Annotated in this window: 13 protein-coding genes; 11 read left to right on the top strand and 2 right to left on the bottom strand. The window is 63.7% G+C overall.

What is annotated here, in order from left to right; translation table 11 throughout:
• Window positions 1–83: 83 nt before the first annotated feature.
• From AC1DRD_RS16935 to AC1DRD_RS16920, 4 genes are all read left to right on the top strand, one after another.
• A complete protein-coding gene (locus tag AC1DRD_RS16935; RefSeq protein ID WP_478029745.1) occupies window positions 84–371 on the top strand; it encodes a hypothetical protein in 288 nt (95 codons plus the stop codon).
• Window positions 372–394: 23 nt separating this feature from the next.
• Complete coding sequence (locus AC1DRD_RS16930; RefSeq protein ID WP_478029893.1) at window positions 395–835, top strand: nucleoside deaminase; 441 nt, start codon at window positions 395–397, stop codon at window positions 833–835.
• A gap of 226 nt (window positions 836–1,061) precedes the next feature.
• The gene (locus AC1DRD_RS16925) at window positions 1,062–2,384 is read left to right on the top strand and encodes a hemolysin family protein (RefSeq protein WP_478029746.1); all 1,323 of its coding nucleotides are present in this window, start codon (window positions 1,062–1,064) and stop codon (window positions 2,382–2,384) included.
• Window positions 2,381–2,875: an STM3941 family protein gene (locus AC1DRD_RS16920; RefSeq protein ID WP_478042249.1), complete on the top strand. Its 495-nt coding sequence runs from the start codon at window positions 2,381–2,383 to the stop codon at window positions 2,873–2,875. The genes AC1DRD_RS16925 and AC1DRD_RS16920 overlap by 4 nt, the downstream gene beginning before the upstream one ends.
• A gap of 132 nt (window positions 2,876–3,007) precedes the next feature.
• On the opposite strand, the gene AC1DRD_RS16915 is transcribed toward AC1DRD_RS16920, so the two are convergent.
• Window positions 3,008–3,823 carry a helix-hairpin-helix domain-containing protein gene (locus AC1DRD_RS16915; RefSeq protein WP_478042248.1) on the bottom strand — a complete coding sequence of 272 codons (816 nt, stop codon included), beginning with the start codon at window positions 3,821–3,823 and terminating at the stop codon, window positions 3,008–3,010.
• A gap of 71 nt (window positions 3,824–3,894) precedes the next feature.
• Window positions 3,895–5,157: a phosphoribosylamine--glycine ligase gene (purD, locus tag AC1DRD_RS16910; RefSeq protein WP_478042247.1), complete on the bottom strand. Its 1,263-nt coding sequence runs from the start codon at window positions 5,155–5,157 to the stop codon at window positions 3,895–3,897.
• Between purD and xseA the strand changes: the two genes are divergently transcribed.
• The 7 genes from xseA to AC1DRD_RS16875 all read left to right on the top strand — a co-directional run bounded on the left by xseA (window position 5,156) and on the right by AC1DRD_RS16875 (window position 21,293).
• The gene (gene xseA / locus AC1DRD_RS16905; RefSeq protein WP_478042246.1) at window positions 5,156–6,529 is read left to right on the top strand and encodes an exodeoxyribonuclease VII large subunit; all 1,374 of its coding nucleotides are present in this window, start codon (window positions 5,156–5,158) and stop codon (window positions 6,527–6,529) included. The two genes, purD and xseA, sit on opposite strands and share 2 nt — an antisense overlap.
• Window positions 6,530–6,578: 49 nt before the next feature.
• Window positions 6,579–6,779 carry a DUF2093 domain-containing protein gene (locus tag AC1DRD_RS16900; RefSeq protein WP_066807417.1) on the top strand — a complete coding sequence of 67 codons (201 nt, stop codon included), beginning with the start codon at window positions 6,579–6,581 and terminating at the stop codon, window positions 6,777–6,779.
• Window positions 6,776–7,696: a peptidoglycan DD-metalloendopeptidase family protein gene (locus AC1DRD_RS16895; RefSeq protein WP_478042245.1), complete on the top strand. Its 921-nt coding sequence runs from the start codon at window positions 6,776–6,778 to the stop codon at window positions 7,694–7,696. Before AC1DRD_RS16900 ends, AC1DRD_RS16895 begins: the two co-directional genes overlap by 4 nt.
• Before the next feature lie 240 nt (window positions 7,697–7,936).
• Window positions 7,937–10,939 carry a TonB-dependent receptor plug domain-containing protein gene (locus AC1DRD_RS16890; protein WP_478042244.1) on the top strand — a complete coding sequence of 1,001 codons (3,003 nt, stop codon included), beginning with the start codon at window positions 7,937–7,939 and terminating at the stop codon, window positions 10,937–10,939.
• Between the two features lie 669 nt (window positions 10,940–11,608).
• Window positions 11,609–14,662 carry a TonB-dependent receptor domain-containing protein gene (locus tag AC1DRD_RS16885; RefSeq protein ID WP_478042243.1) on the top strand — a complete coding sequence of 1,018 codons (3,054 nt, stop codon included), beginning with the start codon at window positions 11,609–11,611 and terminating at the stop codon, window positions 14,660–14,662.
• A gap of 280 nt (window positions 14,663–14,942) precedes the next feature.
• Window positions 14,943–18,056, top strand: coding sequence for a TonB-dependent receptor domain-containing protein (locus AC1DRD_RS16880; RefSeq protein WP_478042242.1), 3,114 nt, complete (start codon window positions 14,943–14,945; stop codon window positions 18,054–18,056).
• A 273-nt stretch (window positions 18,057–18,329) separates the two neighbouring features.
• Window positions 18,330–21,293: a TonB-dependent receptor plug domain-containing protein gene (locus AC1DRD_RS16875; RefSeq protein ID WP_478042241.1), complete on the top strand. Its 2,964-nt coding sequence runs from the start codon at window positions 18,330–18,332 to the stop codon at window positions 21,291–21,293.
• Window positions 21,294–21,297: the final 4 nt, after the last annotated feature.

The raw sequence follows: 21,297 nt of genomic DNA, 5'->3' as shown, positions 1-21,297 counted from the left end.
CAGATTCGCTCTTTTCCGTGCAACCTGCTCTTGTGGCGAAACGTTGATTACGCGAACGATTCGATTTCTAGGAGACGATTATAATGCGGTTCCTGCTCGCTCTGGTCGGCATTGCCGCCCTTATCCTGATCGCCTTATTGGCCTTTGGGATGATCTCGATCAACGGCAAATCAGGGTCGCTGCCGACCGTCAAGCTGGAGGGCGGCAGCGCGCCCGAAGTCAACGCCAACATGGCGACGGTCAATTTCGGCACTGAAAACAAGACGGTAGAGGTCCCTACCGTGACCACCACCACCAAGACCATCAAGGTCCCGACGATCAGCGTCGACAAGCCCGGCACGCCTCCGGCCAATTCGGCGGCGCCGCAATAAGCGGGTTCCAGCTGCCTCCACCGATGCGTGCCGCGCTCGACGCGGCGGCCGCCGCCGCGGCGATGGGGGAGGTCCCTGTCGGCGCGGTAGTGGTATTGGACGGCCGCGTCATCGCCACCGCCGCCAACGCGCCGCGCACGCGCCACGACCCGACCGCGCATGCCGAGATGCTGGCGATTCGCGCCGCCGCCGAAGCGATCGGGGATGATCGGCTGAGCAATTGCGATCTGTGGGTGACGCTGGAGCCTTGCGCGATGTGCGCGGGCGCCATCGCCCATGCCCGGATCGCGCGGCTCTATTACGGCGCGTCCGATCCCAAGGGCGGCGCGGTCGAGCATGGTCCATGCCTGTTCGCGCAGCCGACGGTGCACCATCGTCCGGAAATCTATCCCGGGATTGGCGAGGAGGAGGCCGCGCGACTGTTGCGCGATTTCTTCGCGACGCGGCGAGGTGAGGGGAAGTAACTCTCCCCTCCCGCTTGCGCGTTCCGGGTCGGTTGCGCCCCCGGCGCAACCTGAACAGTCCGGGGGACTGTTCACTCGGAACGGGGCCGGGGGAGGGCGAGTCATGTCTCAGATCCGACCTTGCAACATGCCCTCCCCTAACCCCTCCCGCGAGCGGGAGGGGAATGAGCGACGACACGCCATGTTGCGCGACCTTCGTACCCGCGTGTAGGCATAAGCGCACATCATGACCTTGCCCCCGCCACCCGCGCCCTATCCATGGATCGATGTCGTCATCATCCTCATACTCGTCGCGGTGAACGGGGTGTTCGCGATGAGCGAGCTGGCGATCGCCTCGTCGCGCAAGGCGCGGCTGGAGGCGATGGCGCGGACCGGCAGCCGTGGCGCGCGCGCGGCGATCAACCTGGCCGCCGATCCCGGCAAGTTCCTGTCGACCGTCCAGGTCGGGATCACGCTCATCGCGGTGATCTCGGGTGCCTATTCTGGCGAGGCGCTGGGCGGGCCGACCGCGATAAGGCTGCAGCAATGGTTCGGGTGGAGTACCGAATTCTCCGACAAGGCCGGCTTCGCGCTGGTGATCGGTCTGACCACCTTCCTCTCGCTGATCATCGGAGAACTGGTCCCCAAGCAGATCGCGTTGCGCTCGCCCGAGCCGATCGCCGCGGTGATGGCGCTGCCGATGACCTGGCTCGCGCGGGCCGCGGCGCCGGTCGTCTGGCTGCTCGATTCGACCAGTTCGATGCTGTTCAGGCTGATCGGCCTGAGTCACGACAGCGAGGACCAGGTCACCGCCGAGGAACTCCACCTGATCGTGGCCGAGGCGTCCAAATCGGGCGTGATCGAGGAGCATGAACGCTCGATCATCTCGGGCGTGGTGCGCCTTGCCGACCGGCCGGTACGCGAAGTGATGACCCCCAGGACCGAAGTCGATTGGCTCGATATCGGGCTGGACGATGCGGGCATTCGCCAGAAGCTCGCGACGACGGCGCACACCAGGCTTCCGGTCGCGGAGGGGTCGGTCGATTCGGTGATCGGCGTGGTCCAGGCGCGCGACATCGTTGCTGCGGCGATCCGCGGCGATCGGCTCGATCTCAAGGTGCTGATGCGCTCGGCGCCGATCGTGATCGATCAGCTCGATGCGATGGACGCGCTGGTGCGGCTGCGGCGCGCCGAAGTGCCGATGGCGCTGATCCACGACGAATATGGACATTTCGAGGGGATCGTGACCCCGGCCGACCTGCTCGCCGCGATCGCCGGCGCCTTCGCGTCGGATACCGATCCGCACGAAAACCCCGATTTCGTCCAGCGCGAGGATGGCAGCTATCTGGTCGCCGGGTCGGCTTCGGCCGATCTCGTCGCCGAGAAACTCGACCTCAACCTGCCCGACGATCGCGATTACGCCACCGCCGCGGGCCTGGTCCTGGCAGCGCTCAAGCGGCTGCCCCAGGAAGGCGAGAGTGTTGTGCAACAGGGCTGGCGGTTCGAGGTGGTCGACCTCGACGGTCGCCGGATCGACAAATTGCTGGTGTCGAGAGCGCGCGGCGAGTGACGCCGTTCGAGGCCAAAGCGAGCCGTTGGCGCGTATTGTTACTGCTCGCCGGCGCGCTCGGCTTCGTCGCGGTCGGCATTTGGCTGCTCCGGCTGGATGCGCCGACCACGAAACGCACCTTGGTGGCTTGGGCAGGGATCATCATATTCGGGGCATTCTTCCTGATCGGCCTGCCGCGCTTATTCCAGCAGGGCGTCGTGCTCCGGATCGATGCGCGGGGGGTCTGGTGGCGCCAATGGTCCGACCAGACGATCCCCTGGAGCGCGATCGAGAGAATTTCCGTTGGCAAGGTTCAGCGCCAGCGCTTCGCATGCCTGTTCCTGAGCGATCCGCGGGCGTTCCCGTCGACGACGCTGCAGGGCAAGCTGGCACGCGCGAATAAGGCGATGGGCTTTGGCGACATCGCGCTCAACACGTCTGGCACCGACCAATCGTTCGACGCGATGATGGCGGCGATCGCCAGGTTGGCGCCGGCCGGCCTGTTGCCCTAGCGGCTGTTTCAGCAAAGCTGAAACGGTCGCGGCACCGGCCCGCTCCCCCACCCGACCTCCCAATCAGTTTATTCTATGGGAGGTCGGGTGGGGGAGCGGGCCGGGACCGTCTCAGCGAAGCTGAAAACGACTCTAACCCAGCTTCCCGAACTCCGCCTCATACGCGGCGGTATCGCCGGCCGCGAGCAGCTTGGCCTGTTCGATCCAGCGATCGCGCCCCATGCGCCCGGTGAACGCGCCCAATTGCACGTCGAGCGTGGACGCCTCGTCCGGCGATAGCGTCGCGAGCTGATCGACCCGGGTGATACCGCGCTCGGCCAGCATGGCCGCGACCTTGGGCCCGAGGCCCTTGATCGTGGTCAGCGCTAGCGCGCCGGCGGCATTCGGTGCCGGTGCGGCAGGCGCGGGCGGCGGTGAGGGTTCCGGCGATGCGGCGGCCGGTTCCGGAGCCGGCGCGGGTTCCGGCGGTGGGGCCGGCGGCTCGGTCGGCGCCTCGGCGGCTGGCTCCGGTTCCGGCACAGGCTCCGCTACCGGTTCCGGCGTCTGCGCAACCGATTCGGGCTCGGCTGCCGACGCCGCGATTGGCTCCGGCGCGAGTTCGCGCGCGGCTAGGGGTTGCGGTTCGACGTCACGGGCGACCGGCGAGGCAGGCGGTGGGCTCGGCAGCGCTTCCGGCTCCGGCTGGGGGCGCGGTTCATCGGGCGGCAGGCCGGTATCGGCAGCCGCCGGTGGCGGCGGGGGTGCGGGGGGCAAGGTCGTGCCGGCTTCCTCAGCGCGCTCCTCGGCGGCTTCCTCGACACGGTGGCGCTCGCGCGCTTTCTTCTGACCCCAGATCATGCCGGCGATCACCAGCACCGCGAACGCCGCGATCAGGATCAGCACGATCACCGTCCAGTCCTGAAAGATGTAGGCGGCGGCACCGACCGGTGGCGGGTTGGCGGAGTCCATGAACAGTTTTCCCGTACGACGAAGCGTCGGCTATCCTAGAGAGGGAGCGCTGGTTTCGCCAGTGATCGGGATCAGCCCTCTCGCGCAATCTCGCGCCAGCCGATGTCGCGGCGGCAAAAGCCGCTGGGAAAGTCGATCGCGTCGACCGCGCGATAGGCGGCGGCCTGCGCCGCGCGGACATCGGCGCCGCGCGCGGTGACCGCGAGGACGCGGCCGCCCGACGCGACGAGCCGGCCATCGGCGAGCCTGGTGCCGGCCTGGAATATCTTCGCCCCTTCTGCCTCGGCAGCTTGGATCCCGTCGATAGCGCCGCCGGTCTCGGGCGTGCCGGGATAGCCGACCGCCGCCATCACCACGGTCAGCGCGACATCCTCGCTGAAGACGGGGGAGGGCGCCTCGGCCAGCCGGCCTTGCGCTATCGCCAGCAGCAATGGCAGCAGATCGCTGTCGAGCCGCATCATCAGCACTTGGCATTCGGGATCGCCGAACCGGGCATTATATTCGATCAGCTTGGGGCCGGCGTTAGTGAGCATTAGCCCGGCATAGAGCACGCCCGAATAGGGCATGCCTTCCGCCGCCAGCGTGGCGACGGTCGGCGCGACGATCTCGCGCAGCGCTTGCGCTTCGAGGTCGGGAGTCAGCACGCGCGCGGGACTATAGGCGCCCATACCGCCGGTATTGGGGCCGGTATCGCCGTCGCCGACGCGCTTGTGGTCCTGCGCCGATCCGAACGCGACCATCGCCTGGCCGTCGGTCAGCACGAACAGGCTGACTTCCTCGCCCTCGAGGAATTCCTCGATCACCGCGCTGGCGCCCGGTTCGGCGAACAATGTTTCGATCGCGTCCTCGGCTTCGGCGGCGGTTATCGCCACGACGACGCCTTTGCCGGCCGCCAGCCCGTCGGCCTTGACCACGACCGGCGCGCCGAACGCGGCGAGCGCGGCGCGAGCTTCTTCCAGCGAGTGGACGGCGCGATAGCCTGCGGTCGGGATATTGGCGCGGTCGCATAGCGCCTTGGTAAAGGCCTTGGATCCTTCGAGCTGGGCCGGCGCCTTGTCGGGGCCGAACACCGTGAAGCCAGCGGCGCGCAGATCGTCGGCGATCCCGGCGACCAAGGGCGCCTCGGGGCCGACCACGACCAATTCGACATGATTGGTGTGGCAGAAATCGATCACCGCGTCATGATCGGTCACGTCGACCGCGACGAGCTCGGCGCTTTCCGCTATGCCCGGATTACCGGGCGCGGCGTAGAGTTTGGTGAGCAGCGGCGATTGCGCGAGCTTCCACGCGAGGCCATGTTCGCGTCCACCCGATCCGATCAGCAGGACGTTCATGCCCGACCCTTTTCCAGAAGATTCGCCGCGGCTGGTAGCCGAGGCCATGCCCGGCGACAATTCCGCCGCCGAAAGCGTGTCCGAACTGTCGGGTCGACTCAAGCGGATGGTCGAGGGCGAATTCGGCCGCGTGCGCCTGCGCGGCGAGATTTCGGGATGGAAGCGCGCCGCCTCCGGCCATTGCTATCTGAGCCTGAAAGACGACCAGGCGGTGATCGATGGCGTGATGTGGAAAGGGCAGGCGGCTTTGATCCCGTTCAGCCCGCAGGACGGGATTGAGGTGATCGTCAGCGGCAAGCTGACCACCTATCCCGGCCGCTCCAAATATCAGATCGTCGTCGACCGCATGGAGCTGGCGGGCGAAGGCGCGCTGATGGCGTTGCTCGAAAAGCTCAAGGCGCAATTGAGCGCAGAAGGCCTGTTCGACCAGGGCCGCAAGAAAAAGCTGCCGTTCATGCCGAAGGTGATCGGGGTGGTCACCTCGCCGACCGGCGCGGTGATCCGGGACATCTTGCACCGGCTCGCCGATCGCTGCCCGACGCATGTCCTGGTATGGCCGGTCAAGGTGCAGGGCGACGGTGCGGCGCGCGACGTCGCCGCGGCGATCCGCGGCTTCGATGCCATCGCGCCGGGCGGGCCGGTGCCGCGTCCCGACCTCGTCATCGTCGCGCGTGGCGGCGGGTCGGTCGAGGACCTGTGGGCGTTCAATGAGGAAGTGGTGGTCCGGGCGATCGCCGCCTGCTCGATCCCGCTGATCTCGGCCGTGGGGCATGAGACCGACACCAGCCTATCCGACCATGCCGCCGATTTGCGCGCGCCGACGCCGACCGCCGCGGCCGAAATCGCAGTGCCGGTGCTGGCCGATTTGCGGTTGGGTCTCGATTCATACGCGCAGCGCGCCGAACGGTGCGCCAGGCGCTATGTCGAGCGCGGGCGCGAGCAGAGCGACTCGCTGGCGCGGTTGCTGCCCAAGCGCGACGCGTTGCTGGGGCCGCAGCGCCAGCGTGCCGACGACAATGCGCAGCGGCTCGACCGCGCGCTCGAACGGCGCATCACGCTGGCGCGCGGCCAGCTCGATCGCAGCGCCGGGGCGTTGCGGCCGGCGATGCTGGCACAACGTCTCTCCGCGGCGCGCGATCGGTTGGCGGGCGCCTGGAAGCTGGTCGAGGCGCTCAATCCCAGCCATGTGCTCGACCGCGGCTATGCCTGGGTCGAGGCGAAGACGGGTGGCGTCCTGACCAGCGCCGCAGCAGCGCGCAAGGCGGGAGCGTTGGTGCTCCATTTTGGTGACGGTGACGTCGCGGCGCGGGTTGAGGGCGCGGGCGGCAAGGCATATGTAAAGGATAAGCCGGACCAGCCGACGTTGCTGTAACACTAGTCGGGGCCGGCCTGACTTTTTTGAGATTTCGAGGATCGCTGCAATGCTGATGTCCAATACCGATCGGCCGGCGCGCCTCCACTACATGGCCAATGGTTTTCGCGTGCTGGTGCCCGGGGGCCATGTGACCTGCGCAATATCGGGCGTACCGATCGCGCTCGACGATCTGCGCTATTGGAGCGTCGCGCGACAGGAAGCCTATGCCAGTGCCGACCTCGCGCTAGAGGCTGAAGGACGGAAGTGAGGCGCGCGCGGCGCTGGGTCCTCGGCCTCGCCGCGTTGAGCATGCTGGGTAGCTGCGTCGAGCCGGGCTCGCCGCCCGCCACGCGTCCCGCGCCCGTGGTCGTCGCCACACCGCCGCCGCCCGCGTCACGCATGCCGACGGTGCCGCTCGGCGATTTCAGCTTCAAGGGCAGCATGATCCAGGGCGGCCTGCTCATCGGCACCGCGCCCGCCGGGACCCAGCGGGTCAGCTTCAACGGCGACGAGGTGCCGGTGGCGCCCGACGGCCGCTTCGTGATTGCCTTCGATCGCGATGCCGGACCGGCGGCAACCGTGGCCGCGACGCTGGACGATGGCCGCTCGGTCTCGCGTACGCTGACGATCAATCCACGGGCTTGGGACATCTCGCGTCTGTCGACCTTGCCCAAATATCCCGTGCCGATGCCGCAATTCGAGAAATTACGGCCAGCCGAAATCGCCCAGATCAACGCGGCGCGGCGCCAGGATACGAGCTCTATGGGGTGGCGGCAGCCGTTCATGTGGCCGGCAACCGGGCGTATCTCGACCCTGTTCGGATCGCAGCGCATCTATCGCAACGGCGAGGCGGGGGCCTACCATTCGGGCACCGATGTCGCGGTGCCGGCGGGTACCCCGGTGCTGGCGCCGGCCGACGGCGTCGTCATCCTGGCCTCCGATCATCCCTTCCTGCTCGAAGGCAACCTGTTGATGATTGACCATGGCATGGGCCTCAACAGCGCGCTGATGCACTTGTCGCGGATCGTCGTCACGCCCGGCCAGGCGGTGAAGCGGGGGCAGATCGTCGCGTTTTCCGGCGCGACCGGGCGCGTGACCGGCGCGCATCTCCATTGGAGCCTGCGCTGGCGCAATGCGAAGATCGATCCGCTGCTGGTCGCGGGACCGATGCCGGGGACGAAATAGGCGTCACTGCCTTAGTGAAATAAGACACCAAGGCTGACCCTTTGTTGCAGCCGCGCTACGCGTGGATTCCAAAAGCTAGTTCGACCTTGCTTAGAATCTTTACAAAGCCCGCTTCGGCCTTACCCACGGCTCATCGACCGGTGCTGGAGGGCTTGCGGTCACAATCGATGGGGATGTGATCCTGCGCGCGGCACCGCCGGCGCGCGGGTCTGATCCCCTGTAAATGGGGGTTTCACTTCGATGGCCTTTTTCAACAACGCGTACCGCAACCGGCTGCTCGCGACCGCCGCGCCGCTCGGTCTGATGTTTGCGGCCGCGCCGGCTGCTGCGCAGGACAAGCCGGCGACGCCGGTAGCTGACGCCGTGGCGTCCGACGACCAGCAGCAGGACATCGTCGTCACCGGCACCCTGTTCCGTCGTACCGACACCGAGACGCCGTCGCCGGTCACCGTGCTGACGTCCGACAGCCTTGCCAAGGCCGGCATCACCAACGTGTCCGATGCGATCCGTTCGATCTCGGCCGACAGCGCGGGCTCGATCGGCACCGGCTTCCAGACGGGCTTCTCGGCCGGCGGTTCGGCGGTGTCGCTGCGTGGCCTCGGCGTGTCGTCGACGCTGGTCCTGATCAACGGCCTGCGTTCCGCGAATTTCCCGATCAACGACGACGGCCACAATGCCTATGTCGATTTGAACTCGATCCCGTTTAGTCTGGTCGACCGCGTTCAGGTGCTCAAGGACGGCGCCTCGTCCATCTATGGCGCCGATGCGATCGGCGGCGTGGTGAACATCTTCCTCAAGAAGCAATTCACCGGACTCGAGGGGAGCGTCCAAGGCGGTACCACCGAAAAGGGCGACGGCTCGCGCTACCGTGCCGAATTGACCGCCGGCATTGGCGACTATCAGACCAAGGGGTGGAACTTTTACCTCAACGGAGAATATCAATGGGACGGTCGCATCTCGAACCATGATCGCGGTTTCCCCTACAACACCCAGGACCTGAGGCCCGTCGGTGGTCTCGACAACAATACCGCCGACCAGTCGCTGACCGTCAACACCCCAACCGCCTACGTAACCCGTGTCGGTCAAAGCGACCTCAACAACCCGCTGTCGGGTCAGGCGGGGTCTCCGCTCACCAACCAATATGTCGCACTCGGCCTGCAAAATTGTGCGGCGGGCACCTATTCGGTGACCAGCGGATTGGCACAGGGCGTCGGTTGCAAGTACGATCTGACCGATCTGTATCGACAGGTCCAGCCTAAGCAGGAGCGCTATTCGTTCACCGGAAAGTTCAGCGTCCGGCTGAGTGAGAATATCGAAGCCTATGTCATGGGCAGCTATAGCCGCGACTTCGTCAGCATTACCAGCGCGTTCCCGTCGGCGATCCGCCAGACGCAGCCCTTCGGCGGCGCGCCGGCGATCGCGTCGAGCAACCCGGGCATCGTGTTGCCGGTCTATATCTGCGCAGCGGGCGTCAATTGCGCGACCGATCCGAACCGCCAACTCAACCCGAACAACCCGTATGCCGCAACCTATGCCGCCAACCCAAGCCAAGGGGCGGCGCGCATCTATTACCTGTTCGGCGACATCAAGGCGGGCAGCGATCGCGTCAACGAGGTCGCGCGTGTGGCAGCCGGCCTGAACGGCAGCTTCAGCGGCTTCGACTGGAAGATCGACGGCGTCTATGCGCGTGACGATCTTCAGATCACGCAGCATGGCCTACTCAACATTGCTGGGCTGATGAAGGCGATCAACACTGGCTCGTATAATTTCGTCAATCCGTCGGCGAATACCGACGCCGTGCGCAATACGATCGCCCCCGACAAGGTTACTCCGTCCTATTCGCAGATGTATTCGCTCGACGCGTCGGTTTCGAAGAAGCTGTTCGATCTGCCGGGCGGGCCGTTGCAATTCGCGGTCGGCGGTCAGGTCCGCAACGAGAAGTTGATCAATCGCAACCAGAACGCGGCGCTCGATACCTACGGCCTGACCACCTCGTCGGCATTCGGCAAGCACACCGTCTGGGCGGGCTATTTCGAACTCGACGCGCCTGTCCTCAGCATTCTCGATATCAACGTGTCGGGCCGGTACGACCATTACTCTGAGGGTTTCAGCCACTTCTCGCCCAAAGTCGGATTCAAGCTGACTCCGATCAAGGAATTCGCGATCCGCGGATCCTATGCGGAAGGCTTCCGTGCGCCGACTTTCGCAGAGTCGGGGGCCAACAGCCAATATGCCGGCTTCGTCAGCACGACGCCACCGTGCAACTTCATCCTTACTCATGGTGGAACGGGAAACACCACGGCGTGCAACGCCAACGGTAATCCTTACAATACACAATATTCCCTTGGCCGTGGCTATGCCGGTAACCCGAACCTGAAGCCCGAGACCTCGCGTAGTTTCACGGTGGGCACGATCTTCCAGCCGGTAAAGTGGTTCAGCGCAACTGTTGATTACTACAACGTCAAGAAGTCGAACCTGATCGTCGGCGGCCCGCTGACTGGGGCGGCGGTGAGTGCCTATTATGGTGCGGCCAACGCGACTGCGGCCTGCGCGGCGGTCGCCGCCGTCGGTGCGGGTTATTCGTGCAATGTGGTCGATGCGGTCGATCCGCTCTATCCGACCGCCTTGCCACGCCTCCTCATTCTCAACGTGCCATGGGTCAACGCGAACTTCGCGATCACAAGCGGTATCGACGCATCGGCGTCGGTCAAGTTCTCGACCGGCACCTTCAAGTTCACGAGCAAGGTCGAGGTCACGCATATCTTCAAGTACGATCTCCATACGACCACCGGCGCCATCCAGCATTATGCCGGTACGCTTGGGCCGTACGACCTCTCTTCGGGCAACGGCACGCCTGATTGGCGCGGCAACTGGCAGACCACGATCGAGAATGGCCCTTGGTCGCTGTCGGCGACGGCATATTATGTCGGCAAGATCAAAGCTGTGTCCGAGGATCAAGGGCTGCCGCTCGATTGTGCGGGCGGCAATCTCTACACACGGTCGTCCCCGCAGAACAACGATCCGCGGTTCTGCTACATCAACTCGTTCATCAACGTCGATCTGAACGCGTCGGTGCGGGTCAACGACAAGTTCACGTTCTTTGCCAATGTCGGCAATGTGCTCAACGCTCGGGCGCCATTGGCGGCCGCGGCCTATGCGAGCGCGCCGAACTTCCTGACAACCTGGCATTATGCTGGCGTGGTCGGCCGCAAGTTCAGCGCCGGCGCCAACTTCAAGTTCTGACGAAAATATGCCGGCGGCGGGTGGAAGCCCGCCGCCGGAGGTTCAAACGATGATGCTGTTAGGTCGCGATCGTTCGCGCCACACCGGTCACCGTTAATATGCATCCGCGTCGCGTAAGCCGACGACCGGCCGGCACTTTCAGCTTCAAAATGCGGTATGATCCAGGGGCGACTGGTGATCGGCGCTGCGCCGGTTAAGGGCCGTGCGGGTCAGCTTCAACGTGGCTTGCAAGGCGCGACGTGAAGATCGAAACGCTGCCGGCGATCGGACTAATGGCAGGCGAAATAACTCTAGCTGACGCACTGTATTGCTACAATACATCACTGACATTCCGTGGGTGCGGAAATGATAGGCGCTCGCGGGCTCAAGACAAACGCGACGCCAGTTCCAACTTGTACCAAATGACATTGCCGAGGATCGATGGCGCCCGCGCCGTAATTTGAAATGTGAGGCTCTCGATCGGCCGGACCCTGCGTATTCGGTGTGACTTTCGTGTAACTCTCTGCTGCAAATCGGCAATCATTTGGCGTTCCAGCTTTACAACGATTGTATCGGCGGTAACCAGTCGCTCATTCCGGACAGGCTCAGAGGTCTGACGGTATTGGGGGCTCATGATTCGCGCCGGTAAACGAGCGCGGGCCTGGCCCGCTACATGGGGATTACGCATCGATGGTATCTTTCCGAACGACGTCCAAGCTTCGCCTGCTTGCTGCCGCGGCTCCGCTCGGCCTGCTCGCACTGGCGACGCCCGCTCAGGCGCAGGAAACGCCTGCTTCGCCGGCTCCCGCCCCCGCAGGCGACCAGGCGACCGACAACTCGCCCGACATCGTCGTCACCGGGACGCTGTTCCGCCGCACCGACACCGAGACCCCGTCGCCGGTCACCGTGCTGACCACGGAAAACCTTTCCCGCGCCGGCATCACCACGGTCGCTGACGCGATTCGCTCGGTTTCGGCCGATAGCGCCGGCTCGATCCCGACCGGTTTCCAGGGCGGCTTCTCGGCCGGTGGCTCGGCGGTCTCGCTGCGCGGCCTCGGCGTTTCATCGACCCTCGTGCTCATCGACGGCCTGCGCTCGACCAACTTCCCGCTCAACGACGACGGCCACAACGCCTATGTCGACCTGAACTCGATCCCGTTCAGCGCCGTGGAGCGCGTCGAAGTGCTCAAGGACGGCGCGTCGTCGACCTACGGCGCCGACGCGATCGGCGGCGTGGTCAACGTCATCCTGCGCAAGCAGTTCAAGGGCCTTCAGGGCGGCGTCGAAGGCGGCGTTGCCGAAGGCGGCTATGCCTCGCGCTATCGCGCCAATCTCATGGGCGGCATCGGCGATTACGAGACGGCCGGCTGGAACCTCTGGGTCAATGGTGAGTATCAGCGCGACGGTCGTGTTTCGGTCGCCGATGTCGGCTTTCCGTTCAACACCACCGACCTGAGCTCGATCGGCCTGGCTGATCAGAACACCGCCGACAGTGCGCTTTCCACCGCCACGATCAACGCGGTCGTGCGCCGCACCACCCAGTCGAACCTCAACGACCCGTTCACGGGCGGTACTGCGGCAACCGGCGCTTATTCGACGCTCAATCTGGGGAGCTGCACCAAGGGTACGTACACCGATTCGTCCGGCAATATCGGGTGTATCCACAATAATACGCTTGAATTTAGCCAGGTGCAGCCGTTCTCGGAGAAATACTCCTTTACCGGCCGCTTCAGCTATCGCGTCAGCGACAATATCGAACTGTACGCGCTGGGCAGCTATTCGCACAGCCAGGTCAACATCAAGGGCACGCCGCCGGCAATCCGTCAGCGTCAGCCTTATGGTGCGGCGCCGACCACGGCGTCGAACAACCCGGGCATCGTGCTCCCCTATTTCGTCTGCAACGCGGGCGTCGACTGCGTCACTGCGGCGGATCGTCGCCTGAATCCGAACAACCCCTATGCGACCAACCTGGGCGCCGATGCGGCGACGGCGATGGCGAATGCGGCGCGCGTCTATTACCTGTTCGGCGACATTCCGGCCGCGACCGAGCGTGGCAACGAGGTTATCCGTGGCGCTATCGGCCTCAACGGCAAGTTCGGCGATGGCTGGAGTTTCCGGGTCGAGGCAGTCGGCGCGCGCGACAATATGGAGCTGAATGCGTTCGGCGTCATCAATATCGCCGGCCTGAAGCAGGCGGTGAACACCGGGGCATACAATTTCGTCAACCCCAGCCTGAATACTGCGGCGGTGCGTAACCTGATCTCGCCGACCGTCACGAACCGGGCCTATACGTCGCTCGCGTCGCTCGACGCGTCGATCGCCAAGGAATTGCTGACGCTGCCGGGTGGTCCGTTGCAGGTCGCGGTCGGTGGCCAGATCCGTCGCGAAACGCTCAACAATCCGGGCCTCAATCCGAACCTCGCCAATTATGCCAACACGGCGGCGGCGTTCGGTGCGCATACGGTGTCGGCGGGCTATTTCGAAATCAGCGCGCCGGTCCTCAAGGAACTCGAGATCGACGCGTCGGGCCGTTACGACCATTATTCGGAAGGCTTCAGCCACTTCTCGCCGAAGGTCGGGTTCAAGTTCACGCCGATCAAGGAACTGGCACTTCGCGGCACCTTCTCGAAGGGCTTCCGCGCTCCCACCTTCGCCGAAAGCAACCCGCGGTCGAGCTATCCGGGCTTCGTGACCTACCAGCCGAACTGCAAGTTCCAGGTCGCTCACGGCGGCACGTTTGATGCGGTCGATCCCACGAAGTGCACGGCCGGCTCCAATCCATATGCTCAGTCGTACAGCGTCGGTGGCGGCTTCTCGGGCAATCCGGACCTGAAGCCGGAGACCTCGCGTGCCTTCACCGCGGGTTTGATCGTACAGCCGACTCGGTGGTTGAGCTTCACGGTCGACTATTACAACGTGAAGAAGAAGGACGTGATCGTCGCCGGTCCGAACGCCGGTGCGGCGCGTAGCGCCTATTATTCGGTTGCCGGCAACACTTATCCGTCCGGTGCTGCCGCTGCCGCCGCTGGCTGTGCTGCGGTCGCTGCGATCCCGGGTTATTCGTGCGGTGCCACCGACGCGATCGATCCGTTGTTCCCGAACGCCCTGCCGCGCGTGCTCGTGATCAACGGTCCGTACGTCAATGCGGGTTACTTCAAGACCGCCGGTCTCGATTACTCGCTTGAGGCGCGTATTCCGATCACCGACGATGTGAAGCTGATCAGCCGACTGGACGTCAACCAGATCCTGCACTTCAATGTCGATTTCGGTGACGGTGTGGTCCGCAAATATGCGGGTACGATCGGACCGTACGAACTGTCGTCGGGTGCAGGTACTCCGCGTTTCCGCGGCAACTGGCAGAACACCCTGCAGATCGGCAATTTCTCGCTGACCGCGACGACGTATTACGTGGGCCGGATCAAGCAGGTCGGCGCTGACGATCTGGATGCGGACGCGAATAACAATATCGATCTTTCGTGCGCAGGCTCGGCTGGGGCGTTCTATCCCTATCCGACCGGAACCGTATCGAAGTACTGCTATATCAAGAGCTTCATCTATGCCGACCTCAATGCGACGGTTAAGGTGAACGACGATTTCAGCTTCTATCTCAATGTCGGCAACTTCACGAATGCGCGTGCACCGATCGCGGTGACCTCGTATTCGGGTACGAACTACCTGCCGACCTGGCATTACGCTGGCGTCATCGGCCGTACCTTCCGGGCGGGTGCGAACTTCAAGTTCTGATCCGTCAGAATGAGAAAACTGAAGGGGTGGGGCCGCAAGGCTCCGCCCCTTTTCATTTGTCTGCGCGGCCTGGTTGCCCGACGGAGGAGCTTGTGACCTTTTTGCTACAGGTGCGATCAAACGCGCCCGAACTTGTCAAACCTAGCTTTACAGCGGGAAAGCCAAGCTTAATCCCTGCCCTATTAGCCTCGGACGTACCTGGGAGGGTGGTTCGTAGGGGCTTGGCAACGCTCGAACCTGAAATGGGGGCAAGGGACGGGCCAGGCAAAGGGAATATTTCGTGACCAATTCGACTGTTTCGCGTTCGCTCCGCGGAAGCGCCGCGCTGCGCGCGCTGATGCTGTGCGGCGCCGGCGCGTCGGCGGCTTTGTTCGCCGCTCCGGCATTCGCTCAGGACACCCAGGCTCCGGCGGCGGATGCCGCGCCCGCACCGCAGGACGATCAGGCGGCAGCGCCCGAAATCGTCGTTACCGGTACGCTGTTGCGCAATTCGGCGACTGCGACCGCCGCGCCGCTGACGACCTTGACCTCGGACGATTTGGCCAAACGTGGCCTCAACACCGTGGCCGACGCGATCAACTCGCTGGCGGCTAACAATGCCGGCTCGATGAACAAGAGCTGGAACAGCTTCAACTTCGCGACCGGCGCCACCGCCGTATCGCTGCGCGGTCTGACCACCGGCAACACGCTGACCCTGTTCGACGGTCTCCGCAGCGCGCCCTATCCGCTGGCGGATGACGGCCACCGCAACTTCGTAGATCTCAACACCATCCCCAGCGGGATCGTCGATCGCATCGAAGTGCTCCAGGACGGCGCCTCGTCGACCTACGGCGCCGACGCCGTGGCCGGCGTGGTCAACGTCATCGTCAAGAAGGAAATCACCGGCGTTCACCTAGACGGATCGGCGGGCATTTCGGAATATGGCGACGCCGGCGAGCAGCGCCTGAGCGGCACGGTCGGCTATGGCAAGCTGTCGGAGCAGGGCTTCAACATTTATGCCAATGTCGAGTACCAGAAGAACGATCCGCTTTACGCGCGTGACCGCAAGTTTCCCTATAACGGCGCTGATCTGAGCAGCATCTGCAATGCGCCCGGGAACTGCCTCAACAACGGCGTGGTAAACGGCATTCAGGGCGACGGCTCGTTCCCGGGCGTTGGATCGACCATGGTTCCCGCCATCCGTCCTTATAATACAACCACCCTAACCTTTGTAGATCCGGGCGGCACCAGCCACACGTTCGCGCCCGGCACCGTGGCGATGGGGCCGTGGCAGCTCGCCAATCCTGGGGCAGGGTGCGGAAATCTGACATCCGTCACGCTCAACGCCGCCCAGCAAGGGTCGGCGGCGCCTAGGTTCACCCAGAACACCGACGGCAGCTACTCGTTCAACAACGTCGGCTATACCGGGGTGACGAACGGGGCGCAGCAGTGCCAGCAAGACAACGTCAACCGTTATCTCCAAGAGCAGCCTACAGTCGAACGTTTGGGCGGGACCATTCGTGGCACGGTCAATTTGGGCAGCAGGGCGCAGGCCTATGCGATGTTCAATTTCTATCAGACGAAGACCGACACGTCGATCGCTCCGCTGTCGTTCGCTGGCCAGACCGCAGCGGGCGGTACGCAGTTCACGCTAAGCCCGGTGCTGTTGCCGGTCTATGTCTGCCCGCGTGGCACGACCGTCGCCTGCACGGCAGCCAACGGTACGCTCAACCCGAACAATCCCTATGCCGCCAGCGGCCAGTTCGCACGGGTGAACTACCGTTACGACCAGCCGCGTATCACGCTGTCGGATGCACGTACCTATCGCGCGTCGGCGGGCGTCAACGGTTCTTTCGGCGATAACTGGCGCTATGCGGCGGACTTCACCTGGTCGCAGGTCGACCTGAAGATCACCAACAAGAACTACCTCTATGCCCAGCATCTGGTCGACGTGATCAACGACGGCAGCTTCAATTTCATCAATCCATCGCTGAACTCGCAGGCGATCCGCGATTATATCGCGCCGATCAATGTCACAAACTCACGCTCGAACCTGTGGCAAGCCCAGGCAACGCTGTCGAAGGACCTGTTCCAGCTTCCGGGCGGGGCATTGTCGGCGGCGGTCGGCGTATCGTACCGCAAGGAATCGATCACCAACCCGAGCGCCAACCCGGCCAACGAGGTCAACCCGGCCGATCGCTATTACAGCGTCAACGCCGTGGGTGCGACCGGCAGCCGCAACGTCAAGTCGGCCTTCTTCGAAGTCGAGGCGCCGATTGTGGATATGCTGAGCCTGAACGCTTCGGGGCGCTATGACGACTATTCGTCGGGGCAGAAGAACTTCTCGCCGAAGTTCACCGCGATCTTCAAGCCGATCAAGGAAATCAAGCTGCGGGGTACCTTCTCGAAGGGCTTCCGCATTCCGAGCTTTAACGAGGCTTATGGTCTGCCGACGACCGGCTATATCACAGCCCAGGTCAGCGATCCGGCGTTCATCGCCGCCCACGGCGGCAATGCCTATGCCACCCAGCCTTACTCCTATGGCCTGACCGCCGTTGGGAATCCGTCGCTGAAGCCGGAGAAATCGACGTCCTATACCGGCGGTATCGTTATTGAGCCGAACCGCAACTTCTCGTTCACTGCGGATTATTGGCACATCAAGATCAAGGGCCTGATCACCAACCCCGATTATTCGGGTGTGGAGGATGCCTATTATGCCAATAACGGCGTTGTGAACATTCCTGGCCTGACGGTGCTTCCGGGCATCAAGGATCCGGATCATCCCAACGCGTTGCCATTGCTGGGCTTCATTCAATATTCGTTCGTCAACGCCGATTCTGAAACCGCTTCGGGTCTCGACTTTTCGGGTACTGCGCGCTTCCCGATCGGTAGCAGCATCAGCTTCACCAGCCGGGTCGACGCGTCATACCTGATCAAGCTGGAGAAAAACCTGTCGACAGGCGTCCAGCGTTATGACGGCACGCTCAGCCCGTGCGACATCACGTCGTGCTCGGGTGCGCCGAAGTGGCGCGGCACCTGGACCAACACGCTGGATTTCGGGAAGACATACCTGAGCGCCACGGTGAACTACACCAGCGGCTATGACATGGCGTCGATCGATTACGGTGGCATCAAGGGCGATTGCGACGCCAATGGCGGTGTTTCGGCGGCCACCTATGCCGACGGGACGATCTTCAAGTGCCGAGCCAAGCGCTTCGTCACGCTCGATCTGACCGCGAGCACGAAGATCGCCGATCACTTTACGTTGTACGCCAACGCGCTGAACATCCTTGGCGCGAAACCGGACTTCAACCCCGGCCAGTCCTACAACCTCGGCTATAATTACAACGTGGCCTGGGAAGGCCAGGGCTTTACCGGTCGGTTCTTCCGCGTCGGCGCGAAGGTCGACTTCTAGATCCTCGCTCTCATCGACTGAGTTGATCGGGGCCGCTCCAGCAATGGAGCGGCCCCATTTTTGGTTGCGCTCCAGTCGATCTTCGCCGTGTGGCCAATTTGCTACAGCCGGAACGAAACCAATGCGCGGCGATCCATGCCGGCTTTACACCTTTCCGCACAGGTTCCATCCCCCGCCCATTGCCTCGAACGGGCCTGGGAGGGCGGTTCGCAGGGGCTTGGCGACGCTCGCACCGCAAGGGGGAACGGACGGGCCAGGCAAAGGGAAGACCTTGTGAAAATCAACACGACTGTTTCGCGTTCGCTTCGCGGAGGCGCCGCTTGGCGTGCGCTCGTGCTGTGCGGCGCCGGCGCGTCGGCGGCGTTGTACGTTGCCCCCGCTTTTGCCCAGGACACGCCCGCCCCGGCGCCCGCGCCCGTGGCCGAACCCGCTCCCGCGGCGCCTCAGGACGACCAGTCCGCGAGCAGCGGCGATATCGTCGTCACCGGCACTTTGTTCCGTTCCAACCGGGATACCGTGTCGCCGATCACCACGCTGACGAACGAGAATCTCGAAAAGGCCGGCATCACCAACGTGGCCGATGCTATTCGGTCGATCTCCGCGGACAATTCCGGCTCGATCCCGTCGGCATTCGCCAATGGTTTCGGCTCGGGCGGTGCGGGCGTGTCGTTGCGTGGTCTGACCGTCAACTCGACGCTCGTGTTGATCGACGGTATCCGTACCACCAGCTATCCCTATGCCGATGACGGCCAGCGCTCGTTCGTCGACCTCAACTCGATCCAGAAGAGCAATATCGACCGGATCGAGGTGCTGAAGGACGGCGCCTCGTCGACCTATGGCGCGGACGCGATCGGCGGCGTGGTCAACATCATCACCCGCAAGGAAATCAAGGGCTTCGAGGGTACGGCCGAAGGCGGTATTTCGGAGCGTGGTGACGGTGGCGAACAGCGCCTGACGCTGACTTACGGCTATGGCGATCTGTCGACCCAAGGCTTCAACATCTACCTTACCGGCGAATACGAGCACGACGAGATGATCTCGGCGGCGAACCGCAAATTCCCGTACAATACCGCCGACCTCAGCTCGATCGGCGGCATCAACGGCAATGTCGGTGCGGACGGCGGGTTCGGCACGCGTCTCGGCACAACGAGCGCTGTCGTCCGCCCGGCGATGGAGGCTGTACCCGGCGATATCTTTTCCGGTCAGTTCCTGGTCGATGGGGCGGGCGATCCGCTGGCAACGCGGATCCTCAATCCCGGCGGCTGTGCGACCAACGGCCTGACGATTCAGCACAGCGACGCGACCGGCGATTATTGCGAAGAGAATCAGATTCCGTACGGCACGCTCCAGCCCGAGCAGACGCGCTACGGCGCCACCGCCCACCTGACCGCCAATGTCGGCAGCAATGCGCAGGCCTATCTGACCGGCACCTACTACCACAGTAAGGTCTATTCGGAAGCGGCGCCTTTCTCTGTGCGCCAGCGCAATCCGATCAACACCACCAACCTCGTGCTGCCGGCCATTCTCGCCAATGGGCAGGTCAATCCTAACAACCCCTATGCGGTGGCTGGCTGCACCGAGGGCGTCGATTGCGTCGATGCGCAGCTTTCCTTCGCCTTCCCGCAGCTCATCCAGCGGGCGACCACCGAAAACGACGTCTATCGGGTCGCCGGTGGCATCAGCGGCAAGTTCGGCGACGGCTGGACCTACTCGGTCGATGCCACTTATGCGCGCAGCGACCTGAAGGGCACAAATGCCGGCTATATCAACATTGCCGGCCTGACCTCGGCGGTCCTCAACGGCACGTACAATTTCGTGAACCCGTCAGCGACTCCGCAGTCTGTGATCGATGCCATTTCGCCCAACGCGATCACTACCGCGAAGAGCGAATTGTACATGATCCAGGGCAATTTGACCAAGGAGCTGTTCCAGCTTCCCGGCGGCCCGCTGCAGGTCGGCGTCGGTGGTTCGATCCGGCGTGAGACACTCGATAACCCGAATGCCAATGCCAACAACGCGTTCCTCGGCCTCAATGCCGTGACCGCGTCGGGCAAGCGCACGATCTACTCGGCGTATTTCGAAGTAGACGCCCCGGTAGTGAAGGCCGTCGATATCAACCTTTCGGGGCGCTACGACCACTATTCGGACGGGTTCAGCAACTTTTCGCCCAAGGCGGGCTTCAAGTTCCGCCCGATCCCACAGCTGATGATCCGCGGTACCTATTCGCGCGGTTTCCGCGCGCCGAGCTTCGCGGAATCGCAGAACGGCGCGGTGATCGGCTATACCTCTGCGACGCCACCTTGTTCGGCGATCATTGCGCATGGCGGCGTCGCGACTCCTGATGGGTGCGCCGGCGGCAACGCTTATGTGTCGCCCTATTCGATCGGCTTCAACAGCGCGTCGAACCCGAATCTGAAACCGGAAAAGTCGCGTAGCTTCACCGGTGGCGTGGTGATCGAACCGACACGGTGGCTGAGCTTTACCGCGGACTATTACAATATCCGCAAGACCGACGTGATTTCGGGCGGCCCGCTGTCGGGTGTCGCCATCGACAATTACTATTCGGGTCAGGCGCTGCCCGCGGGCTATTCGTTGGTCCTCGACGATCCGGATCCGCAGTTCCCGAACGCGATCCGCAAGGTGCTGATCGTCAACTCGCCATACGCCAACGCGGCGTCGCTCGAGACGTCGGGCGTAGACGTGTCGCTCGAGGCGCGTATCCCGCTTGGCGGCGCGAAGCTGACGAGCCGCCTCGAAGGGACGGAAATCTTCTACTACCGCTTCGACGGTGGTGACGGGAACGTCCTCGATTATGTCGGCACCCAGGCGCCGTACATTCTGTCGTCGGGCGCCGGCACGCCGCGCTGGCGCGCCAATTGGCAGAATAGCCTTGAGGTCGGAAAGTTCACGCTGACCGGCACGGCTTATTATGTCAGCGGGTACAAGACGATCGCTACCGATCAGAACGGCCCCACGGCTACGACCTGTGCCGACCAGCTCTACAATCCCGGTGAGACCTTCTGCCACACCAAGGGGTTCTTCGACCTGGACCTGGTTGCCCAGTTCAAGGTCAACGACAAGTTCACCTTCTACGTGAACGTGATCAACGTGTTGGACGCATCGGCGCCGCTCAACCCCGCCAATTATGCCGGCGCGGCGGCCAACTACAATCCGACCTGGACCCAGACAGGCATCGTCGGTCGCTACTTCCGCGCAGGCGCGAACTTCAAGTTCTGATCCC

The organism is Sphingomonas sp. P4_G2 (genome assembly GCF_056401155.1).
The sequence above is the reverse complement of the archived record's forward strand: the minus strand, read 5'-3'. Positions and strand labels throughout refer to the sequence as shown.